Here is a 19,293-nt window from a genome sequence, read left to right as displayed (position 1 = left end):
CAGCCTATGCCTTCTTCATTCTCTCCACGGCCATCAACACCCGCTCGGGCGTTGCCGGTGAATCGAGCTGCGGGCAGACCTTGTAGTTGGCAACACTGGCAACGGCCATGGAAAGCGCCTCCAGCACTGAGATCGCCAGCATGAGCGGCGGTTCGCCGACGGCCTTGGAGCGGCCGATCGTGTGTTCAGTATTCTCCGACCATTCGGCAAGACGCACGTTGAAAATCTTCGGGCGATCGGAGGCGAGGGGGATCTTGTAGGTCGAAGGCGCGTGCGTGCGCAGCCGGCCCTTGTCGTCCCACCACAGTTCCTCCGTTGTCAGCCAGCCCATGCCCTGAATGAATGCGCCCTCCACCTGGCCGATATCGATCGCCGGGTTCAGCGAGCGGCCGACATCGTGCAGGATATCGGTGCGTTCGACGAGGTATTCGCCGGTGAGTGTATCAATCGAGACCTCCGAGCAGGCTGCGCCATAGGAATAGTAGTAGAACGGCGTGCCGCGGCCGGCTGCACGATCCCAATGGATCTTCGGGGTTTTATAGAATCCGGCGGCGGAAAGCTGGACGCGGGCCAAATAGGCCTGCTTGATGAAATCAGGGAAGGGGAACTCCTTGTCGCCAACCCTGACGCGATTGGGCAGGAAGACAACGTCCGTCGGAGGTACGCCCCATTTTTCGGCGGCAAAGGCAACCAGCCGTTCCTTGATCTGGCGGGCGGCATCGTAGGCCGCCATGCCGTTCAGGTCCGATCCGGAGGATGCCGCGGTGGCCGACGTGTTGGGCACCTTGCCGGTCGTCGTTGACGTGATCTTCACATGCTCGATATCGACCTGAAAGCTGTCGGCGAGCACCTGCGCGACCTTGGTGTATAGCCCCTGGCCCATTTCGGTGCCGCCGTGGTTCAGGTGGATTGAACCATCCTGATAGACGTGGACGAGGGCGCCGGCCTGGTTGAACGCTGTCATGGTGAAGGAGATGCCGAACTTGACTGGCGTCAGCGCAATGCCTTTGCGAATGTAGCGGCTGTCGCGGTTGAACGCGATGATGGCGTTGCGGCGCGCTTGGTACTCGGCGCTTTCTTCCAGTTCGCTGACGATGCGTTCGAGGATGCTGTCTTCGACCTCTTGATGGTAGGGGGTCAACGTGCGGCCGGAGCCCGGCTGGCCGTAGAAGTTCAGCTTGCGGACGTCGAGCGGGTCCTTGCCGAGCGCATAGGCGATCTCTTCGATGAAGCGTTCAGCCCCGAGCATGCCCTGTGGCCCGCCAAAACCGCGGAAGGCGGTGTTGGACACGGTGTGGGTCTTCAGCGGCTTCGATGTCAGATGGACATGCGGATAGAAATAGCTGGAATCTGCGTGGAACAGCGCCCGGTCCGTTACAGGGCCGGAAAGATCCGAGGAGAAGCCGCAGCGCGCGGCATAGGTGGCGTCGACTGCGTGGATGCGGCCTTCGTCATCGAAGCCGATCTCGTAGTCGACAAGGAAGTCGTGGCGCTTGCCGGTTGCGGCCATGTCCTCGTCGCGATCAGGACGAAACTTGATGGCGCGCTTCAGTGTCTTGGCGGCAATCGCCGCCAGGGCGGCAAACTGGTTGCCCTGCGTCTCCTTGCCGCCGAAACCGCCGCCCATGCGGCGCACGTTCACCGTCACCGCGTTCGACGCGATATCGAGGACGTGGCCCACAATATGCTGGATCTCGCTCGGATGCTGGGTGGATGACCAGATGGCGACCTCGTCGTCCTCGCCGGGGATGGCCACGGCAATGTGGCTTTCGAGATAGAAGTGCTCCTGGCCGCCGATCCGCATCTGGCCCTTCAATCGGCGCGGGGCGTTCTCCATCTCGCCCTTGGCATCGCCGCGCTGCAAGGTCATCGGCGTGATGACGAGCGGGCTGCCATTTTCAAGCGCGCCGTCGATATCGCTCCAGTGCGGCAGGTCGCGATATTCGATCTTTGCCTTGCGGGCGGCGCGGCGGGCGATCTCGCGCGTTTCGGCAATGACGGCGAAGATCGGCTGGTTGTGAAATTCGACCTTGTGTTCGGCCAGCAGCGGCTCGTCGTGGCTGCCGTTCGAACTGACGTCATTGACGCCGGGCACGTCCTTGCCGGTGAAAACCCAGATGACACCCGGTGTCGCCTTGACCTCGGAAAGGTCCATGCTGATGATCTCGGCGTGCGCCCGGTCGGACAGGCCGAGTGCGCCATGCAGCAGGTCGGCAGGCTCGGGCAGGTCGTCGATATAGTCGGCGGTGCCGGTAACGTGCTTGTGCGCTGAATCGTGGCGCAGCGAGCCATGCATCGCGCCTGATATGATAAACTTTGGGTCGGGGAGAGTTGACTTGTCCATTTATGCCACCTCCTCGAAACGCCTCAATTCCGCCGGTGTGCCTGACGTTTCCAGATAGAAACGGGTCAGAAGGTTCTTGGCGGTCAACTGACGGTATTCGGCCGTCGCGCGCCAGTCGGTCAGCGGCTGGAAGTCGGCGTCGAACTCGGCCCGGACGGTTTCGATCGTCGTCTCGCTCCAAGGCTTGCCCATGAGCGCATTCTCGACGCTGCGGGCACGCTTCGGTGTTGCGGCCATGCCCCCGAAGGCGATGCGGATGTCGTTGACGTCTCCCTCCGTATCCAGTGTCAGGTAGAAGGCGCCGAGAACCGCCGTGATGTCCTCATCGCGGCGCTTGGTGATCTTGTAGACGGCAAACTGGGTCGCCTCGGCGGGATAGGGCACGAAGATGCTCTCGACGAACTCGCCCGGTCGGCGATCCTGCTTGCCATAATCGATGAAGAAATCTTCCAGACGCAGCATGCGCGTTCCGGCCAGAGAACGCAGCTTCACCGTGGCGCCGAGGGCAATCAGTGGCGGTGGCATATCGCCGATCGGCGAACCGTTGGCGATGTTGCCGCCGATCGTGCCCATGTTGCGCACCTGATCCCCGCCGATGCGGTCGATGAGGCGGCCGAGGGTCGGCACCTTGCTGGCGATGGTTTCGAAGGCGCGGCTGTAGGTCACGCCGGCGCCGATCGTGAAGCCGCCGTCGCCAGCGGTGATCGACTGCAGATCGGTCAGATGGTTTATAAAGACGACCGGGTTCAAGGCGCGCATCTGCTTGGTCACCCAGAGGCCCACATCGGTCGATCCCGCGACGATGGTGGCGGTCGGCTCTTCGCACAGCACACGCGCCAGCGCGTCCAGCGATCCCGGCAGGACCAGCCGGCCCTCCACCGTCGTGATCGAGATCGTCTCGCTGTTCCGCATCGCCCAGAGGCGCGAGATGATATCCGAGCGGGTCTTTTCGAGCGGGTCGAAGAGTGCGCTCGGGCGGGTGCGGCTCACCTGCTCGGCGGCTTTCACGATCGGCTCGTAACCGGTGCAACGACAGAGATTGCCTTGCAGGGCTTTTTCGATGTCGGCGCGAACCGGCTTGTCGTTGGAAAGCCAGAGGCCATACATCGACATGACGAAACCCGGCGTACAGAAGCCGCATTGCGAGCCGTGGCAATCGACCATTGCCTGCTGTACCGGATGCAGCGAACCGTCCCTGGCGGCCAGATGCTCGACGGTGACGACATGGGTGGCATTCAAAGACCCCATGAAGCGAATGCAGGCGTTGACGGGTTCATAATGCAGCTTGCCGTCGATCAGCCGTCCCACAAGGACGGTGCAGGCGCCGCAATCGCCCTCCGCGCATCCTTCCTTCGTGCCGGTCAGCCGGCGCTTCAACCGGAGATAATCGAGAAGCGTCTCGGTCGGCCGGACATCGCCAAGCGTGACGTCCTCGCCATTCAGGATGAAGCGGATGCTGTCGTTCATATCGTTCCTTGGTTTTTATCTTTATTTTGAATGGTTATGCCGCGGTCCAGCCACCGTCAATCGAGATGTGGGTGCCGGTCACCTGCCGGGCTTCGTCGCTTGCGAGGTAGAGAGCCAGCGCCCCAATCTCTTCCGCCTTGACGAATTCATGCGTCGGCTGGGCCTTGAGGATCACTTCGGTCTTGACCTGCTCCTCGGTCATGCCGCGTGCCTTGGCCGTATCCGGTATCTGTTTCTCGACGAGAGGCGTCAGCACATAGCCCGGGCAGATGGCGTTCACGGTCACGCCAAATTCGGCAAGTTCCAGTGCCGCCGTCTTCGTCAGGCCCAATATACCATGCTTTGCCGCGACATAGGCGGATTTGAACGGAGAGGCGACCAAGCCGTGCGCGGAGGCGATGTTGATGATGCGTCCCTTTTTCCTCGCCTTCATCAGCGGGATCGCGGCACGCATGGTGTGAAACGAGCTGGACAGATTGATCGCGATGATCTGGTCCCACTTTTCGATCGGGAAATCCTCGATCTTCTCGACATGCTGGATGCCGGCATTGTTGACCAGCACATCGACGGAACCGCAGGTCCTCGCGGCAGTTTCGATCAGGTCCGCGATTTCAGCTGGTTTCGTCATGTCGGCCGGATGATGGATCACCTTCGCCTTCGAGGCCGATTCAAGCTTCTCGACTATCGCCTTGATTTCCTCGGGCTTTCCGAAACCGTTGATGACGACGTTGTCGCCCTTGCCGGCAAAGGCTGTCGCGATCGCAAGGCCGATGCCGCTGGTGGATCCGGTGACGACGATTGTTCTGGCCATTCTCTTCTCCTCAAGCCGTTTTGCGACGCAATAGAGTTGAGGTTATGCGCAAAGCATCACTGCTGGCAATTGCGCTGACGGCAAATCTCTTGTGTCGAAGAGGTGGCTAGGTTCTTTCATCGCCCGCCCTCCTGTCTTATTGATTTCTCCCGATAATCACGATCAGCGGGAGGACTGGCATGAGCGGATATGTTCTGGCAATCGATCAGGGGACGACATCGACGCGGGCGATCGTCTTCGATGGCCAAATGCAGATCGCCGGTGCGGGCCAGAAGGAGTTCCGCCAGATCTACCCTCGATCCGGTTGGGTGGAGCACGATCCGGAGGAAATCTGGGATTCCGTCGTCTCGACCATCAAAATGGCGATCCGTGAAGCCAGGATCCAGGCAAAGGACATCGCGGCGCTCGGCATTACCAATCAGCGCGAGACCGTCGTCGTCTGGGAACGCGAAAGCGGCAAACCGATCCACAACGCAATCGTCTGGCAGGACCGCCGCACGGCAAGTTATTGCGACAAGTTGAAAAGACAGGATCTCGAAAAGACATTCACCAAGAAGACCGGCCTTCTTCTTGATCCGTATTTCTCTGGCACCAAGCTCTCGTGGCTGCTCGCCAACGTCAAAGGTGCGCGGGCCCGCGCCGCCAAGGGCGAATTGTGCTTCGGCACCGTCGATGCCTTCCTGATCTGGCGGCTGACCGGTGGCAAGGTGTTCGCGACCGATGCGACGAACGCCTCCCGCACGTTGATGTATAACATTTCCGACAATTGCTGGGACAAGGCTCTGCTCGATATCCTGCGTGTTCCGGCGGCGATGCTGCCTGAGGTGAAGGACTGCGCCGACGATTTCGGCATTACCGAGAAAGCCATTCTTGGCGCGGAGATTCCCATCTTCGGCGTCGCCGGCGATCAGCATGCGGCGACCATCGGACAGGCCTGCTTCGAGCCCGGCATGATGAAATCGACCTACGGCACCGGCTGCTTCGCGCTGCTCAACACGGGCAGCGACATCGTGGGTTCGAAGAACCGGCTGCTGACGACGATCGCCTATCGGCTGAACGGCGAAACGACCTATGCGCTGGAAGGCTCGATCTTCATCGCGGGCGCTGCCGTGCAATGGCTTCGCGACGGGCTCGGCATCATCGATACGGCATCTCGCACCGGCGAGCTTGCCGATGCTGCCGATCCGACACAGGAAGTCTATCTGGTTCCCGCCTTCACCGGTCTTGGCGCGCCGCATTGGGATGCGAATGCGCGCGGGGCGATCTTCGGCCTGACGCGCAACAGCGGCCCGAAGGAATTCGCCCGCGCTGCCCTCGAGGCGGTCTGCTACCAGTCCCGCGATCTGCTTGACGCCATGCACAAGGACTGGAAGGGCGGCGTGGAGAGCACCGTTCTTCGCGTCGATGGTGGCATGGTCGCCTCCGACTGGACGATGCAGCGGCTGGCAGACATTCTCGACGCGCCCGTCGACCGGCCGGTCATTCTCGAAACCACGGCGCTCGGAGCGGCATGGCTTGCCGGCAGCAGGGCCGGTGTCTGGCCGGATCGTGAAAGCTTCGCCAAGAGCTGGAAGCGCAACCATCGCTTTGAACCCGCCATGGACGAGAAGACGCGTGCGGCGAAGCTCAAGGGCTGGCGCAGCGCCGTCAAGCGCACGCTTGCGGATGCCTGACGGCGCCGTCGATCTCAGCAAACGTCCGCAAATACCGGAAGCAATTGTCTATTCCAGTATTTCGGTGGCCGCCCGGCTTATCCGATGATCGAGGAAGGTCAAACGGTTCTCCCTGATGGCCTGCAGGGCGGACACGTCGCTGCCCGCTATCTTCAGGTGCGGCAGATGCTCCCTGTAGACGAGTTCGAATATTGCGGCGCGCGTGCGCGGATCGACAGGATTTTCTTCGTGGACGGGTAGGTCCGCATGGATCGAGGGACGGCCCGTGGCTTGATCTATGCGCGTGAAGTAGATGGGCTTGCTGTTGATCCGCGTTGTCGTTGCCGCCATATCCGCGCAGATTTCCAGTGCCTGCAGGATGGTGAACGTCTCCTGCAATGCGTGCGCCGGTATAGGGGGATCTGGCGAGGCAATGGATGTGATGGAGTGTCGCCCAATCCGTGCTCTTGTCTTGCACGACGGCGTCCACGCGGTGATCCGGGTTGATCGCGATGGCGCCGTCCTTTATCAGGAATTTCAGGAACATCCAGGAAAGCCAGGAAACAGCAGACGGTGCCCGTCATCGTCAAGGTGTCGTAGACGTTTCGCGTATCCGCCTTCCGTCAATCGTCGCACCGGCTGCTCCAGCTTCCTTCCAAGCAGCGAATTGCAGTCCTTGCAGCAGGGGAAGGTGTGGCGATCGTATCGCCGACCATGGTATTCGTGGGGCACAGTGATCTCCTTGTCGTAAAGGTCGTACTTCCGCAGAATCCATTTGGGCAGGACGTGTTCCCGGTTGACCACCTTGCTCTCGAGGGCTTCGCAACAAATTAGGCACCGTGTCTTTTTGTTGATGAGATCGATGAAGGTGTCGGTGTCGATGTAGACCTTGGGGTCATTCAAATACGGTGAGGGCGTCATGTCCTTGTCTCCCGTCGGATCGATGCGGATAATATGCACCGAGTTTCCGGTCGCATCGCGCCAAACTGCGGCGCTCTAAGACTTGCCTGTTCAGCCGCGGAGGAGTTGGCATGGTTACAGTCACGGTGGAGTTGCGGAATGTCGAGGGCACGCAGGCGGCGATGGGATGGGCAGGTTCGCACACCGTCGTTGTCGATCGTCCCGAGGGTAAGGCCGGCGGGCAGGGGCTCGGGTTCAATGGCGCGCAGCTTCTGGCATTGGCGCTCGGCGGTTGCTTCTGCAACGACTGCGCTACGCCGCTGACGAGATGGGCGTCTCACTTGGGAAGATCGCAATCTCGGTCATCCTGGAGCTCGAGGGCAAGCCGATCATTGCGAAATCGGCGGTGATGAAAGTCGCTTGCCATGGGCAAGACGGCACCAGCGCCGAGCAGGTGGTCGAGCGGGCGAAGGCGATCTGTATGGTCAGCAATTCGCTGCGCCGCGGCGTGGCAGTTTCCATCGAGCCCGCCGCCTAGCTCCTGAGATTGCGGCCATTCAGGCGGGCACGGCCTGCCGTTGCCGCCGCGTCGGCGGCGTGTAGAGCCAGCCGGCACAGCTGCGATCGGCGATTGCCCTGATCGCAAGCGATAGGCCGATCGCAAAGACGACCACCAGCGGCGCGGTGATGTAGCCGCTTGCCGCATTGCTTCCAACGATCGTGGCAGCCAGGGCGACCACCAGTGACACGATCATCACATGGGTCACGTAGACCGGCAGCGTGTTGCGCCCGAAATAGGCGAAGGCGTGGCGCACCGATTGCAAACGCGACATCAGTACGGCCGTCCCGCATAGCCACGCAAGACCGGCGATCGAGGAGACCAGCGCCCAGCTACCTTTCTCGATCGCCTGCAGTCTCCAGCGCAGCACGTAGAGCGCGGCGAAGATGAGCAAGCCCGCACAAGCCGTCAGCAGCGGCCGCTCCGTGATCGCGTTGACCACCGGCTTCCCGTACCAGCAGCCGAATAGGAAAAAGACGAAATACTGCAGCACGTTGCGGTGGGTGAAGAGATCGATCGACAGGTGCTCGCCGAAGGTCAGGATCGAGATCATTGCGGCAATTGCGATTGTGGTCGGGCGGCGGATGGGGGAGAGAAGCTTCGTCGCGACCATGAAGATGGCGAGCGCCCAGATGAACCAGATGCCGGTGTTTGGCGCCCACCACATTTCGAGCAATTGATAGGGGTCGCTTCCTTCGGTCGGCACCAGAACGTTCGTCTGCACGTAACGGAAGAACAGCCAGCGCGCGGTGTTCCAGATCGCGAAGAGATAGACGAGCTGCCAGATCTTACGGCGCAGGAAGTCGCCCCACGAGGCACGCATCGCCGAGGCAGCCAGGAAGCCGGAAACCGTAAAGAACAATGGCATCCGGATCGGCGTCATGATGCTGCTAAGGCGCGCATAGAGGTCAGTGGCCATGTCGTGGACGTCGTGGTAGAGGAGGGTGTGGTAGATCACCACAAGAATGATGGACATACCCTTGGCGATATCCAGCCAATCGATGCGGGTTTTCTGCTGCAATGACCGCCCTCCGATTTGTGCAGTGCAGCGAAATAGATAGGCCAAATACGTCAAAAACGAGGGGTGCGGCGAAATTTGCACCGCGAGCGTGCATTCGCGGAGAGCCAGATGCCGCCAAATCGCTGCGTCAGCGATGCAACCACGGCGTCGCGGTGCTCCAGAAGATGATGTCGGCGCCGAGATAGTCACCGGCAAAGGCAACGAACTCGTCCTTGGTGAACGGCTTCTTCGTCTTCGGATTTCTGTAGGTCAAGGTTGGCTCCTGAACCGCGAGGCCGACGAAGGCGAGCTTGCCCTTGTATTTGTTGAAGAAAGGATAGGAATTCTTCATCTGGGCCTTGCGGTAGGGGACGATATCCGGTCCGCCGAGGCCGACGCCATTTTTCGCCGCGAACTCGAAAAGCCGCCCCATGTAATTGTGGTCGTTCTCCCATTCGCAGGGCCAGAAATTGACGTACTGAACGACCTTGCTCTTGTTGAAGGCCTTGCGGGCGAAGGCAAGATTTTCCATCTCGCCCTGGAAGTAGGCGTCGCAGCTGTAGCCTTCCGGCTCGTGTTTCGGATCGAGATCGATGGCGGTCTCCGGTAGATTGGCGCCATAGACGTCGCCGTCGAATTTTTCGGCAAGGGCTGCGAGCAGCGCCTGGTAGCGTTGGCGTAGCGCCGGGTTCCACTGCTGCGCCACCCAGCCGGAGCCGACTGGCTTGCTCTCGCCGGGGTTGTCGAACTGCGCCGTGATGCCGCCACCATACTCCTTGCCCGTCATCAGATAGTCGGGAACGTTTGCTGCCTTCGGTTCGAAGAAACGGTCCTGGATCTGGATGAAAAGCTTCTTGTTCAGGCCTTTGATGACGGCAAGATCGGCCTTGATCGCAGAGAAATCATATTGATCCTTCGCCGTCTCGAGTTGGCGCCAGTTGTAGACGATCTGCGCGCCACCAATGTCGGGCCGGCTGAGAAGCGGGCGTGCCGCATCCAGATCGCCAGAGCTCGTATAGATGAAGTTCTCCGGCGCGGACGCGGCAAGAACGCCGTCGTTGAGGCAAGCGAGGAGCGCAAAGGCGGCAAGCAGGCGGAAAGCGGGTTTCACGATTGTCTCGGAAGTATGACGTTTGAGATTGCCGAGCAATTCCGACCAAAGGTGGCGGCTTGATGGCGCGACCGAATGCAAGCCACAGTTGGCGGGCGACACCGTGCTTCGATCGCGACCCTCTGTTCGGCAAATGACCGGTTGAGATGGCGGGCAGCAATGGTTATGTGGTGCCAACCGCAAGCGGCCCCCAGCAAACACAAGGCGCATCCTGGCATGATCCCCGATTTCCTCGTCACCCATTCCGGTGGCTTCCATGCCGACGAAGTGCTGTCCAGCGTCATCCTGACCCGGCTTTTCCCGCAAGCCCGCCTGATCCGCAGCAGGGCGTCGGAGTGGATCACGCCGGGCGCGGACCGCATCATCTATGACGTCGGTGGCGGATATGACGCCTCCGCGCGCATTTTCGATCACCATCAGCGTGGCGCGCCCCTGCGCGAGGATGGGCAGCCCTACAGCTCGTTCGGTCTGATCTGGAAGCACTACGGCCGCGACTACCTCGTCGCCGCCGGCGTTCCGGAGGCAAACATCGAGGCGGTGCATGCCGCCTTCGATCTAAGCTTCGTGCTGCCGGTCGATCTCACGGACAACGGTGTGCTCAGCCCGTCGGGCCCACTGGCCGGGCTGACGCTGCCGGCCCTGCTGGAAACCTTGAAGCCGGCTTTCGACGAGACGGATCCGGAGGCCGAAGATCGCGGATTCCAAAACGCCGTCGCCATTGCCCGCAGTTTCGTCGAGGCGAAGATTGCCAAAGGCGCTGCCAAATTGCGGGCCGAAGCGCTGGTCTTTCAGGCAATCGAGCGTGCCGGTCAAGCGCGCGTTCTGGAACTTCCAACAGGAATGCCTTTCCGTCCCGCCATCGTGAAGGCAGGCGCCGACCACCTGCTGTTTGTCGTTCATCCGCGGGAAAAGGATTGGTGCGTGACCGGCATTCGACGCGCGGAAGAGGGGTTCGAGCTGCGGGCAGATCTGCCCGCAGCCTGGGCCGGCCTGACCAATGGCGATCTTGAGGCCGCTTGCGGCGTGGCGGGCGCAACGTTCTGCCATAACGGCCGCTTCGTCGCCGCCGCCAAGACCCGCCAGGCCGCGTTGGCCATGGCGGAGTTGGCAGTGCAGGAGGCCGTTGCCGTCGGGTCAGGCCGAACAGATGGGGCTGAGGTAGCGTAGCGCTCTCCAGTCCCGGCAGTGTTCAGCCAGGACGGCTGCGTCGCGGACGGCCGTCTGTTTTGCCTTACGCCGCATTCGCCACGCCTGGCGCTGCCGGCGAACACTTAGCATCTCCTTCTGTGCGCTGTAATTTTTTGCTGCGTCCTGTCGGATGTCGCGCTACTCCTTCGTCATTCAGGAAGAGGAGTAAGACATGCTTTATGCAATCCTTTGTTATGCGAATGAAGAGACGGTGTTCTCCTGGACCAAGGAGGAGGAGGAGGCCGTGATGGCGAAGCTTTATGCCGTCCAGGCGCCATTGGCCGAGCGTGGCAAGCTTGGTCCTGTGGGCCGGCTGATGCCGACGACCGCGGCCACCACCGTGCGCAAGGGCAAGGAAGAGCCGCTTGTCCTCGACGGTCCGTTTGCGGAGACGAAGGAAGCGCTCCTCGGTTTTTACGTGGTTGATTTCGATGCTCTGGAGGAGGCGGTCGCCTTCTCGAAGGAGCTGTCTGCGGTCAATCCGGGTTCCACCTCTTATGAAATTCGGCCGTTCTACGTGTTCCGGCCGGGAGCTTCTTCGACATGACAGACATTGCCTGGATCGATGTGACGCTTGCTTCGGCCCGGCCGAAGGCGCTTGGCGCCCTGCTCAGATACTTCCGCGATCTCGATATCGCGGAGGAGGCCTTTCAGGAGGCCTGCCTGCGCGCCATCCGCACCTGGCCGGACAAGGGACCGCCGCGCGATCCGACGGCATGGCTGATCTTCGTCGGCCGCAACAGCGGCATCGACGCTGTGCGCAAGCGCTCGAAGACACAGGCGCTTCCCGATGAGGAACTGATTTCCGATACCGGCGACGCCGAAAGCGACATTGCCGAACGGTTGGACGATTCCAACTATCGCGACGATATCCTGCGGCTGCTCTTCATCTGCTGCCACCCGGATCTGCCGGCCACGCAGCAGATCGCTTTGGCGCTGCGCATCGTCTCGGGGCTTACCGTGCAGCAGATCGCGCGTGCCTTCCTCGTCGGCGAAAGCGCCATGGAGCAGCGGATCACGCGAGCCAAGGCGCGCGTTGCCAAGGCCGGCGTGCCCTTCGAGACGCCGGATGCGCAGGAACGTGCCGAACGGCTCTCAATCGTCAGCACGATGATCTATCTGATCTTCAACGAGGGCTACAGCCAAGCCGATCCGAAGCACGAGGCATGCGCTTTCAGCGACGAGGCGATCCGGCTCGCGCGTCTTTTGCTGCGCATCTTTCCCGGCGAGCCAGAGCTGATGGGCCTGCTTGCGCTGATGCTGCTGCAGATTTCGCGGCGTCGGGCCCGCTTTAACCGCGAAAACGATATCGTATTGCTCGAGGATCAGGACCGCTCGCTCTGGAATCGCGAGCTGATCAACGAGGCGCTGGCGCTGCTCGACAAGGCCATCCGTCATCGCCAGCCCGGACCCTACCAGCTGCAGGCCGCGATCGCGGCGCTGCATTCTCGTGCCAAGCGCGCCGAAGATACCGATTGGGAAGAGATCGAGCTGCTTTATCTTGCGCTGGAGCGTGTCCAGCCGTCGCCGGTGATCACGCTCAACCGCGCCGTCGCGGTCTCCAAGCTCAGCGGCCCGCAAGAGGCGCTGGCACTTGTCGAAACACTCGGCGACAAGCTCGACGGCTATTTCTACTACCACGGTCTGCGCGGCGGCCTGCTGAAGCAACTCGGTCGCACCCGTGAGGCGCACGAGGCCTTCGATCGCGCCATTGCGCTTGCTCATTCCGCAGCGGAAGCTGCCCACATCCGCCAGCAGATCGACAGCCTCGTCCACGGGGCGGCGCAACCGATCGCGAAATAATTCTCAAACGTCATATCCGGTTGTCGGAACCGGAAAACCTCCTACGTCCTTGTAACAACCTGATCGAAAACAGGTTTCGCTCAACAGGAGGAATGCTGAAATGATCGCAGAAGCCCAACACGAACTGGTTCTCGTCCGGGAATTCGATGCCCCGCGCGAGAAGATCTTCAAGGCCTGGACCGATCCTGTGCTGATGAAGGAATGGTTCGTTCCGCGTCCATGGAGCATCGCAGACGCCAAGCTCGACGTGCGTCCCGGCGGCTCGAACCTCATCGTCATGCGCAACCCAGATGGTCAGGAGTTTCCGAACCGCGGGGTCTATCTGGAGATCGTCGAAAACGAGAAGATCGTTTTCACCGATGCATTCACCAGTGCCTGGGTGCCATCCGAAAAGCCGTTCTTCGTCGGCATCATCCTGCTCGAAGACCTCGGCAACGGGCGGACGAAATACACCGCCAAGGCCCGACACTGGACGGCGGCCGACAAGGAACAGCACGAGCAGATGGGCTTCCACGAAGGCTGGGGCAAATGCGCCGACCAACTCGCCGAGTTGCTTGCCAGGATCTGAAACGGGAATCGAAACAGGGGGATACAGGCATGTCTGCAATCATTGAATCACATGCGGGGCTTCCGCGTTGGCAAACCGTGACCGGCACGCTGATGAGCGGGTTGATCGTTGCCTTCCTCGTTTTCGACGGGGCGATCAAGCTGGTGCCGATCGCGCCGGTCACCGAGACGATGACTGCGCTCGGCTATTCGGGTGATCCGATGCTTGCCCGGGGTCTCGGTATCGTGACGCTGTTGTGCGCACTTCTTTATGCAATCCCGCGGACGTCGGTGCTCGGGGCAATCCTTCTTACGGGTTTGCTCGGCGGCGCGATCGCGACGCATCTGCGGGTGGGAAGCCCGATCTTTTCGCACCTGCTGTTCGGGGTCTATCTCGGGCTGATTGCCTGGGGTGGCCTTTATCTCAGATACGAAGTCCTTCGGAAAATGATTCCATTCAAGGTCTGAAGTCGTTGATTTCAGAACGGAAACTCCGCCGCGGCCGGAGTCGCGGCGATGCTGCCTATCGATATTCTCGAACGATCGGTTCCAGAATTTGTATTTGCGCTAGGGCTGCGTCATCCTTATCTCCATCAGTGAATTCAACGGGATGCGAACCATGGAACTAGGCCTCTACACTTTTGCCGACGTGAACCCGGTTCCGAGCCGAAGCAAGGGTGAGGAAGGGGCTGAGCGCCTGAAGCATCTGATCGAGGAAATCGAACTCGCCGACCAGGTCGGGCTCGATGTGTTCGGACTGGGCGAGCACCACCGGCCGGACTATGCCGCTTCCGCTCCCGCCGTCGCCTTGGCCGCCGCTGCCGTGAAAACCAAGAATATCAGACTGACCAGCGCCGTGACCGTGCTCAGTTCGGATGATCCGGTGCGGGTCTTCCAGCAGTTCGCGACACTCGACCTGCTTTCCAATGGGCGTGCCGAGATCATGGCGGGGCGAGGCTCGTTCATCGAGTCCTTCCCGCTCTTCGGCTATAATCTGGAAGACTACGACCAGCTGTTTGCGGAAAAGCTCGACCTGCTGGTGGCCCTTTGCGACAACGAGACGGTCAGTTGGTCGGGCGAACTGCGTGCGCCGATCAATGGGCGCGGGGTTTATCCGCGGCCGCTGCAGGATCCCTTGCCTTTGTGGATCGCCGTCGGCGGCACGCCGCAATCGCTGGCGCGTGCAGGCGCGATGGGCTTGCCGGTAGCACTGGCTATCATCGGCGGTGAGCCGCGGCGCTTCGCGCCGTTGTTCGATCTCTACCGCGAGGCGGCGCGCCGGGCCGGGCAGGAGGCGTCGAAGCTCAAGACCAGCATCAACGTGCACGGCTTCATTGCGGATACGACGGAGGCTGCCGCCGACCAGTTCTACGGTCCGCAGGCTGAGGTCATGAACCGGATTGGCCGCGAACGCGGCTGGGGACCGACGAACCGGGCGCATTTCGACATGTCGCGCGGACCCAACGGCGCGCTCTTCGTGGGAGAGCCGGAACTGGTGGCGGAGAAGATCATCGCGCATCACCGACTGTTCAAGAATGACCGCTTTCTGCTGCAGATGGCCATCGGCCTGATGCCGCACGACCAGATCATGCGCGGCATCGAGTTGTACGGCACGAAAGTCGCGCCGATCGTCAGAAAGGCATTGACTGAAAGCGACGAAGAGGCGAAAGCCACCGCCTGAAGCTGGAGCATGATGCCGTAAAGGATGAATTGGATTCCGAACGCAGTCGTGCTCTCATCCTGATCGAGAGCCGGCCGACCGGCCGAAGAAGGCCGGGTAGAGATCCATGATCATTGAAAGCGAAGACGAACTCCTCAAGCTGAAGGAAATCGGCCGCATCTGCGCCAATGCCTTGCAGGTGATGAGCGCATCGCTTGAACCCGGTATCACGACGCTGGAACTCGATCAGATTGGCCGTAAAGTGCTGGAGGAAGCCGGTGCGCGCTCCGCGCCCGAACTTTGCTACCAGTTTCCCGGTGCGACCTGCATCAGCGTCAACGAGGAAATCGCCCATGGCATTCCGGGCCAGCGCGTCATTCGTCCGGGGGACCTCGTCAATATCGACGTATCGGCGGAAAAGGACGGTTTCTTTTCCGATACCGGTGCGTCCTTCAGCCTTGCGCCGCACAAGTCGAAGATCGAGAAGCTCTGCCGCGACGGCAAGCGGGCGCTGTGGGTCGGCCTCAACCAGGTGAAATCAGGCGAGCCTCTCGCCAGGATCGGCCAGGCTGTCGGCGCCTTTGCCGTGAAGAACCGCTATACCCTTGTCGCCAATCTGGCGAGCCACGGGATCGGCCGTTCGCTACACGAAGAGCCGGCCGAGCTCTCGACCTGGCCGGATCCATCCGAGAAGCGGATGATAACGGAAGGCCTTGTCTTCACGGTCGAGCCTTTCCTCTCGCTCGGCGCAACATGGGCGGAGGGAGGCGACGATGCCTGGACGCTCTACGCGGACCCGGAGGCACCGACCGTGCAATACGAGCACACGATCGTCGCCACGCGAAATGGTCCTGTCATCCTGACGCTGCCGGAAGGCGGCGCCTGAGGCGTTAGGCGCCCGAACGGCCGCCGGCAAGAATTTCGCCGGCCGCGCGCTCGAGAATGCCGGCGATGCGCTTGGCTTCATCCTTCGACCAGGGATAGCGCAGCCTAAGCGCGGATTTCAGCAACATGCGCGCCGCCGCAACTTCGGTTTTGTCGTCCGGAAAGCCGTCATCGTCTCGTTCGCCAACGCGGCTTTCGGGGTCGAAGATCTTGCGGACATGCGCCATCTTCGAAGCAATCCCCTCCAACTTGGAGAGCGTCACGTCGATCATCGTGCGGTTCTCCTCGACGAGCCTGCGGCCGCTCTCGGTGATGCTATAGAGCTTCTTGGCGCCCTCGCTCTCGACATCGGCAAGACCGGTTTCTTCCAGGTAAGTCAGCGCCGGATAGATGACGCCGGGGCTTGGAACATAGAAGCCGCCTGAGCGCTCTTCCAAAAGCTTGATCAGCTCGTAGCCGTGGCGGGGCTGTTCCACCAGCAGGGCCAGAATCACCAGCTGCAAGTCGCCCGACGCGAATTTCCGCCCCATGCGAAAACCGCCGCCGCCCATCATTCCGCCTCTGAAACCTCTCATAGGTCACTCCTTTGATGTATCTTTCACTATGTCTTAAAACATATATCTTAAGATAATCGCTTTCAAGGAGCGAAGGGATGATTTCGTGCAATTGATCGATCGATCAGAAAATCTTGATTGTCGGCGTCATGCTGCAGCGCGATAAGCAGACCATGTTGGCACGCAATGACACCTCCTCCGAAAACCTGTTCCGAACCGGGCTGGCAGGCGCAATCGCCATGGCCGCCGCCATGGGGTTCGGCCGTTTTTCCTACACGCCGATCCTGCCGAGCATGATCAGCGGCGTGCCGCTTTCGGCCGCAGATGCGGGCTTTATCGCCTCAGCGAATTTCGTCGGTTATCTCGTCGGTGCCGTTCTGGCCGCCTATGGCTGGGCAGAAGGACGCGAGCGCAAGGTCGCGCTCCTTGCTCTTGCGGCAACCGCGGTCCTCCTTGCCGCCATGGCCATGACGACATCCGTTCCGGCCTTTGCCGTCATCCGTTTCCTCGCCGGCGTTGCCAGCGCCTTCGCTCTCGTTTTCAGTTCGCAGATCGTGCTCAGCCACGGCGCGATCGCTGGCAACGACCATGTGCAGGCGGCGCATTTCGGTGGTCCAGGCGCCGGTATCGCGCTCTCGTCCGTCATGGTGCTACTGATCGGGCTGTTTTATCACGGCAGCGCTGAGGCGTGGCGAGCGTCCTGGATCGGTGGTGCGGTCTATTCGGCAGTCAGCCTGATAGCGGTCTGGTGGTTGCTGCCGGCAGGCCCGGCTGTCGCGGCACAGACCGGCAGGGAACCGCGGATCGTCTGGAGCCCACCGATGCTGCTTGTGACCGCATCTTATGGCCTATTCGGCTTCGGCTATGTGATCACCGGCACGTTTCTGGTCACGATCGCGCGCATGGATGCTGCCGGGCCGATCGTTGAGTTTCTTTGCTGGTTCATCGCCGGTCTGACCGCTTCGGTGGCGCTCTTTGCCTGGAAGCCGTTCGTCCGCCCGCTCGGACTGGGGAAGGTGTACGTGGCCGCACTGCTGATCGAGGCGGTCGGCGTGCTGGCAACCGTTCTCCTGCCGCATTCGGTAGCGCCGCTCATCGGTGGCGCGCTGTTTGGGGCAACCTTCCTCGCGATTACCGCTTATGGCCTGCAGATCGGTCGCAAACTGTCCCCCGCCAGCCCGCGCCGGATACTCGCGACGATGACGGCAGCATTCGGATCCGGGCAGATCATCGGCCCCATTGTCGCGGGGTGGATGGCCGAGCAAACGGGCAGCTTCACGACGCCGACCTATGCCGCGGCCGCGGCGCTGCTGGTGTGCGCGGCGCTGGTGACACCGGTCACCAGGACGTTGTCATAGCGCGTTACAAGTGCGTAACAATGGGGTCAGCCCATTGCCGCTCTTTGCGAACTGCCGTAGTTTTCGCCGCAATTGGTCTGTTTAGAGACTCCGAAGACTCCAGTTCAGGAAAGCAAGCTCTCCCGTGTTCGTATCCTACTTCCCCAAGCCTAGCCTCTTCTTCATCTCAGCTGTTGCTTGGGCGCTTCTTGCCGTTCTCATTTGGTATTTCGTGGGTTCCGGCCTCGGTGCGGTGGTCGGCCTGCCGCCCCTGGCGTCAGGTCAGGAGGCGCCGATTGGTGTGTCTGTCTTCTGGTCGGCCCCGTTCCTGTGGTTCTACATCTACTATGTGTTGGCGGTCGCGCTCTTTGCCAGTTTCTGGTTCACCTATAGCCCGCACCGCTGGCAGATGTGGTCGGTGCTGGGCTCCGCGCTGATCATCTTCAATACCTATTTCTCGGTTCAGGTGAGCGTCGCCATCAATGCCTGGTACGGACCGTTCTATGATCTCATTCAGCAGGCTCTCGCGAAAACGGCACCGGTCACTGCAGCGCAGCTCTACCTCGGCATGCTCGGCTTTGCCGGCATCGCCTTCGTGGCGATCACCGTCGGTGTCCTCAATCTCTTCTTCGTCAGCCACTGGATTTTCCGCTGGCGCACGGCGATGAACGAATACTACATGGCGCACTGGCCGAAGCTTCGACACATCGAGGGTGCCTCGCAGCGTGTTCAGGAAGACACGATGCGCTTCTCCTCGACGGTTGAAAGCCTCGGCGTCAGCCTCGTCAGCTCGGTCATGACGCTGATCGCCTTCCTGCCCGTGCTGTTCAAGATCGGCTCCAACATCACCGAGCTGCCGCTGATCGGCGAGGTGCCGCATGCGCTCGTCTGGGCAGCGCTCTTCTGGTCGATCTTCGGCACTGTCTTCCTCGGGCTCGTCGGCATCAAGCTGCCGGGGTTGGAGTTCCGCAACCAGCGCGTCGAAGCATCCTACCGCAAGGAACTCGTCTACGGCGAAGACCATGCCGACCGGGCAACGCCGCCGACGGTCGCCGAACTCTTCGCCAACGTGCGCCGCAACTATTTCCGGCTCTATTTCCACTACATGTATTTCAACGTCGCCCGCATTTTCTATCTGCAGGCCGACAACCTGTTCAGCCTGATCGTGCTCGTGCCGTCGATCGTGGCCGGCAAGCTGACGCTCGGCCTGCTGACGCAGATCAACAATGTCTTCGATCAGGTGCGCGGCTCGTTCCAGTATCTCGTCAACTCCTGGACGACGATCGTTGAACTCTTGTCGATCTACAAGCGCCTGCGCACCTTCGAATCCGCGATCGAGGGCGAGCCGCTGCCTGATATCGACCAGCGCTACCTGGAGCGCGAAGCAGGCATCATCCACGCCGACGGCTAACGCTATCGTTCGGTGAAAACAAACGCCGCGCGTCAGGCTGACGCGCGGCGTTTTTCATTCGCTGC

19 protein-coding genes are annotated in these 19,293 nt (G+C 61.1%); 11 read left to right on the top strand and 8 right to left on the bottom strand.

The features are described 5' to 3' along the window. Positions 1–4: 4 nt before the first annotated feature. The 3 genes from xdhB to WGT02_RS16070 are packed head-to-tail and all read right to left on the bottom strand — an operon-like array spanning position 5 to position 4,622. Positions 5–2,344, bottom strand: a complete 2,340-nt coding sequence (xdhB, locus tag WGT02_RS16080; RefSeq protein WP_208249963.1) for a xanthine dehydrogenase molybdopterin binding subunit — start codon at positions 2,342–2,344, stop codon at positions 5–7. Then, positions 2,345–3,811 (bottom strand): xanthine dehydrogenase small subunit, encoded by a 1,467-nt coding sequence (gene xdhA, locus WGT02_RS16075; RefSeq protein ID WP_208249965.1) that lies wholly within the window; start codon positions 3,809–3,811, stop codon positions 2,345–2,347. A 34-nt stretch (positions 3,812–3,845) separates the two neighbouring features. Then, a complete protein-coding gene (locus WGT02_RS16070; protein ID WP_024313966.1) occupies positions 3,846–4,622 on the bottom strand; it encodes a 3-hydroxybutyrate dehydrogenase in 777 nt (258 codons plus the stop codon). Positions 4,623–4,801: 179 nt separating this feature from the next. Between WGT02_RS16070 and glpK the strand changes: the two genes are divergently transcribed. Then, positions 4,802–6,295 (top strand): glycerol kinase GlpK, encoded by a 1,494-nt coding sequence (glpK, locus tag WGT02_RS16065; protein ID WP_024313965.1) that lies wholly within the window; start codon positions 4,802–4,804, stop codon positions 6,293–6,295. A gap of 48 nt (positions 6,296–6,343) precedes the next feature. Here glpK and WGT02_RS16060 read toward each other — a convergent pair whose 3' ends face one another. Together WGT02_RS16060 and WGT02_RS16055 are read right to left on the bottom strand one after the other, a co-directional pair. Beyond that, positions 6,344–6,673 carry a hypothetical protein gene (locus WGT02_RS16060; RefSeq protein ID WP_024313964.1) on the bottom strand — a complete coding sequence of 110 codons (330 nt, stop codon included), beginning with the start codon at positions 6,671–6,673 and terminating at the stop codon, positions 6,344–6,346. 138 nt (positions 6,674–6,811) lie between these two features. Further along, a complete protein-coding gene (locus WGT02_RS16055) occupies positions 6,812–7,234 on the bottom strand; it encodes a hypothetical protein (protein ID WP_024313963.1) in 423 nt (140 codons plus the stop codon). Between the two features lie 232 nt (positions 7,235–7,466). Here WGT02_RS16055 and WGT02_RS16050 point away from each other — a divergent pair, with 232 nt between their 5' ends. Next, positions 7,467–7,712, top strand: coding sequence for an OsmC family protein (locus WGT02_RS16050; RefSeq protein WP_318246553.1), 246 nt, complete (start codon positions 7,467–7,469; stop codon positions 7,710–7,712). Positions 7,713–7,731: 19 nt separating this feature from the next. Here the strand turns inward: WGT02_RS16050 and WGT02_RS16045 are convergent, their stop codons facing one another. Then, on the bottom strand, positions 7,732–8,754 hold the full coding sequence (locus tag WGT02_RS16045; protein WP_208249967.1) for an acyltransferase family protein: 1,023 nt from the start codon (positions 8,752–8,754) through the stop codon (positions 7,732–7,734). A 127-nt stretch (positions 8,755–8,881) separates the two neighbouring features. Then, the gene (locus WGT02_RS16040) at positions 8,882–9,844 is read right to left on the bottom strand and encodes a hypothetical protein (protein WP_225039705.1); all 963 of its coding nucleotides are present in this window, start codon (positions 9,842–9,844) and stop codon (positions 8,882–8,884) included. A gap of 216 nt (positions 9,845–10,060) precedes the next feature. Between WGT02_RS16040 and WGT02_RS16035 the strand changes: the two genes are divergently transcribed. The 7 genes from WGT02_RS16035 to map all read left to right on the top strand — a co-directional run bounded on the left by WGT02_RS16035 (position 10,061) and on the right by map (position 15,927). After that, on the top strand, positions 10,061–11,011 hold the full coding sequence (locus WGT02_RS16035) for an MYG1 family protein (RefSeq protein WP_208249968.1): 951 nt from the start codon (positions 10,061–10,063) through the stop codon (positions 11,009–11,011). A 193-nt stretch (positions 11,012–11,204) separates the two neighbouring features. Then, the gene (locus tag WGT02_RS16030) at positions 11,205–11,579 is read left to right on the top strand and encodes a YciI family protein (protein ID WP_208249969.1); all 375 of its coding nucleotides are present in this window, start codon (positions 11,205–11,207) and stop codon (positions 11,577–11,579) included. Further along, a complete protein-coding gene (locus WGT02_RS16025; protein WP_024313957.1) occupies positions 11,576–12,835 on the top strand; it encodes an RNA polymerase sigma factor in 1,260 nt (419 codons plus the stop codon). The genes WGT02_RS16030 and WGT02_RS16025 overlap by 4 nt, the downstream gene beginning before the upstream one ends. A gap of 100 nt (positions 12,836–12,935) precedes the next feature. Further along, positions 12,936–13,403, top strand: a complete 468-nt coding sequence (locus WGT02_RS16020; protein ID WP_024313956.1) for an SRPBCC family protein — start codon at positions 12,936–12,938, stop codon at positions 13,401–13,403. 29 nt (positions 13,404–13,432) lie between these two features. Further along, positions 13,433–13,849 carry a DoxX family protein gene (locus WGT02_RS16015; RefSeq protein WP_024313955.1) on the top strand — a complete coding sequence of 139 codons (417 nt, stop codon included), beginning with the start codon at positions 13,433–13,435 and terminating at the stop codon, positions 13,847–13,849. A gap of 151 nt (positions 13,850–14,000) precedes the next feature. Then, on the top strand, positions 14,001–15,062 hold the full coding sequence (locus WGT02_RS16010; RefSeq protein WP_208249970.1) for an LLM class flavin-dependent oxidoreductase: 1,062 nt from the start codon (positions 14,001–14,003) through the stop codon (positions 15,060–15,062). 106 nt (positions 15,063–15,168) lie between these two features. Next, positions 15,169–15,927 (top strand): type I methionyl aminopeptidase, encoded by a 759-nt coding sequence (map, locus tag WGT02_RS16005; protein WP_024313953.1) that lies wholly within the window; start codon positions 15,169–15,171, stop codon positions 15,925–15,927. A gap of 4 nt (positions 15,928–15,931) precedes the next feature. On the opposite strand, the gene WGT02_RS16000 is transcribed toward map, so the two are convergent. Further along, the gene (locus tag WGT02_RS16000; RefSeq protein WP_024313952.1) at positions 15,932–16,501 is read right to left on the bottom strand and encodes a PadR family transcriptional regulator; all 570 of its coding nucleotides are present in this window, start codon (positions 16,499–16,501) and stop codon (positions 15,932–15,934) included. 128 nt (positions 16,502–16,629) lie between these two features. Between WGT02_RS16000 and WGT02_RS15995 the strand changes: the two genes are divergently transcribed. Further along, positions 16,630–17,838 (top strand): YbfB/YjiJ family MFS transporter, encoded by a 1,209-nt coding sequence (locus WGT02_RS15995; RefSeq protein ID WP_024313951.1) that lies wholly within the window; start codon positions 16,630–16,632, stop codon positions 17,836–17,838. A gap of 124 nt (positions 17,839–17,962) precedes the next feature. Continuing rightward, positions 17,963–19,228, top strand: coding sequence for a peptide antibiotic transporter SbmA (sbmA, locus tag WGT02_RS15990; RefSeq protein WP_024313950.1), 1,266 nt, complete (start codon positions 17,963–17,965; stop codon positions 19,226–19,228). Positions 19,229–19,293 lie beyond the last annotated feature (65 nt).

It is taken from the genome of Rhizobium sp. T1470 (assembly GCF_042140505.1).
GTDB lineage: Bacteria > Pseudomonadota > Alphaproteobacteria > Rhizobiales > Rhizobiaceae > Rhizobium > Rhizobium favelukesii.
This window is presented reverse-complemented; position numbering and strand designations above follow the sequence as displayed.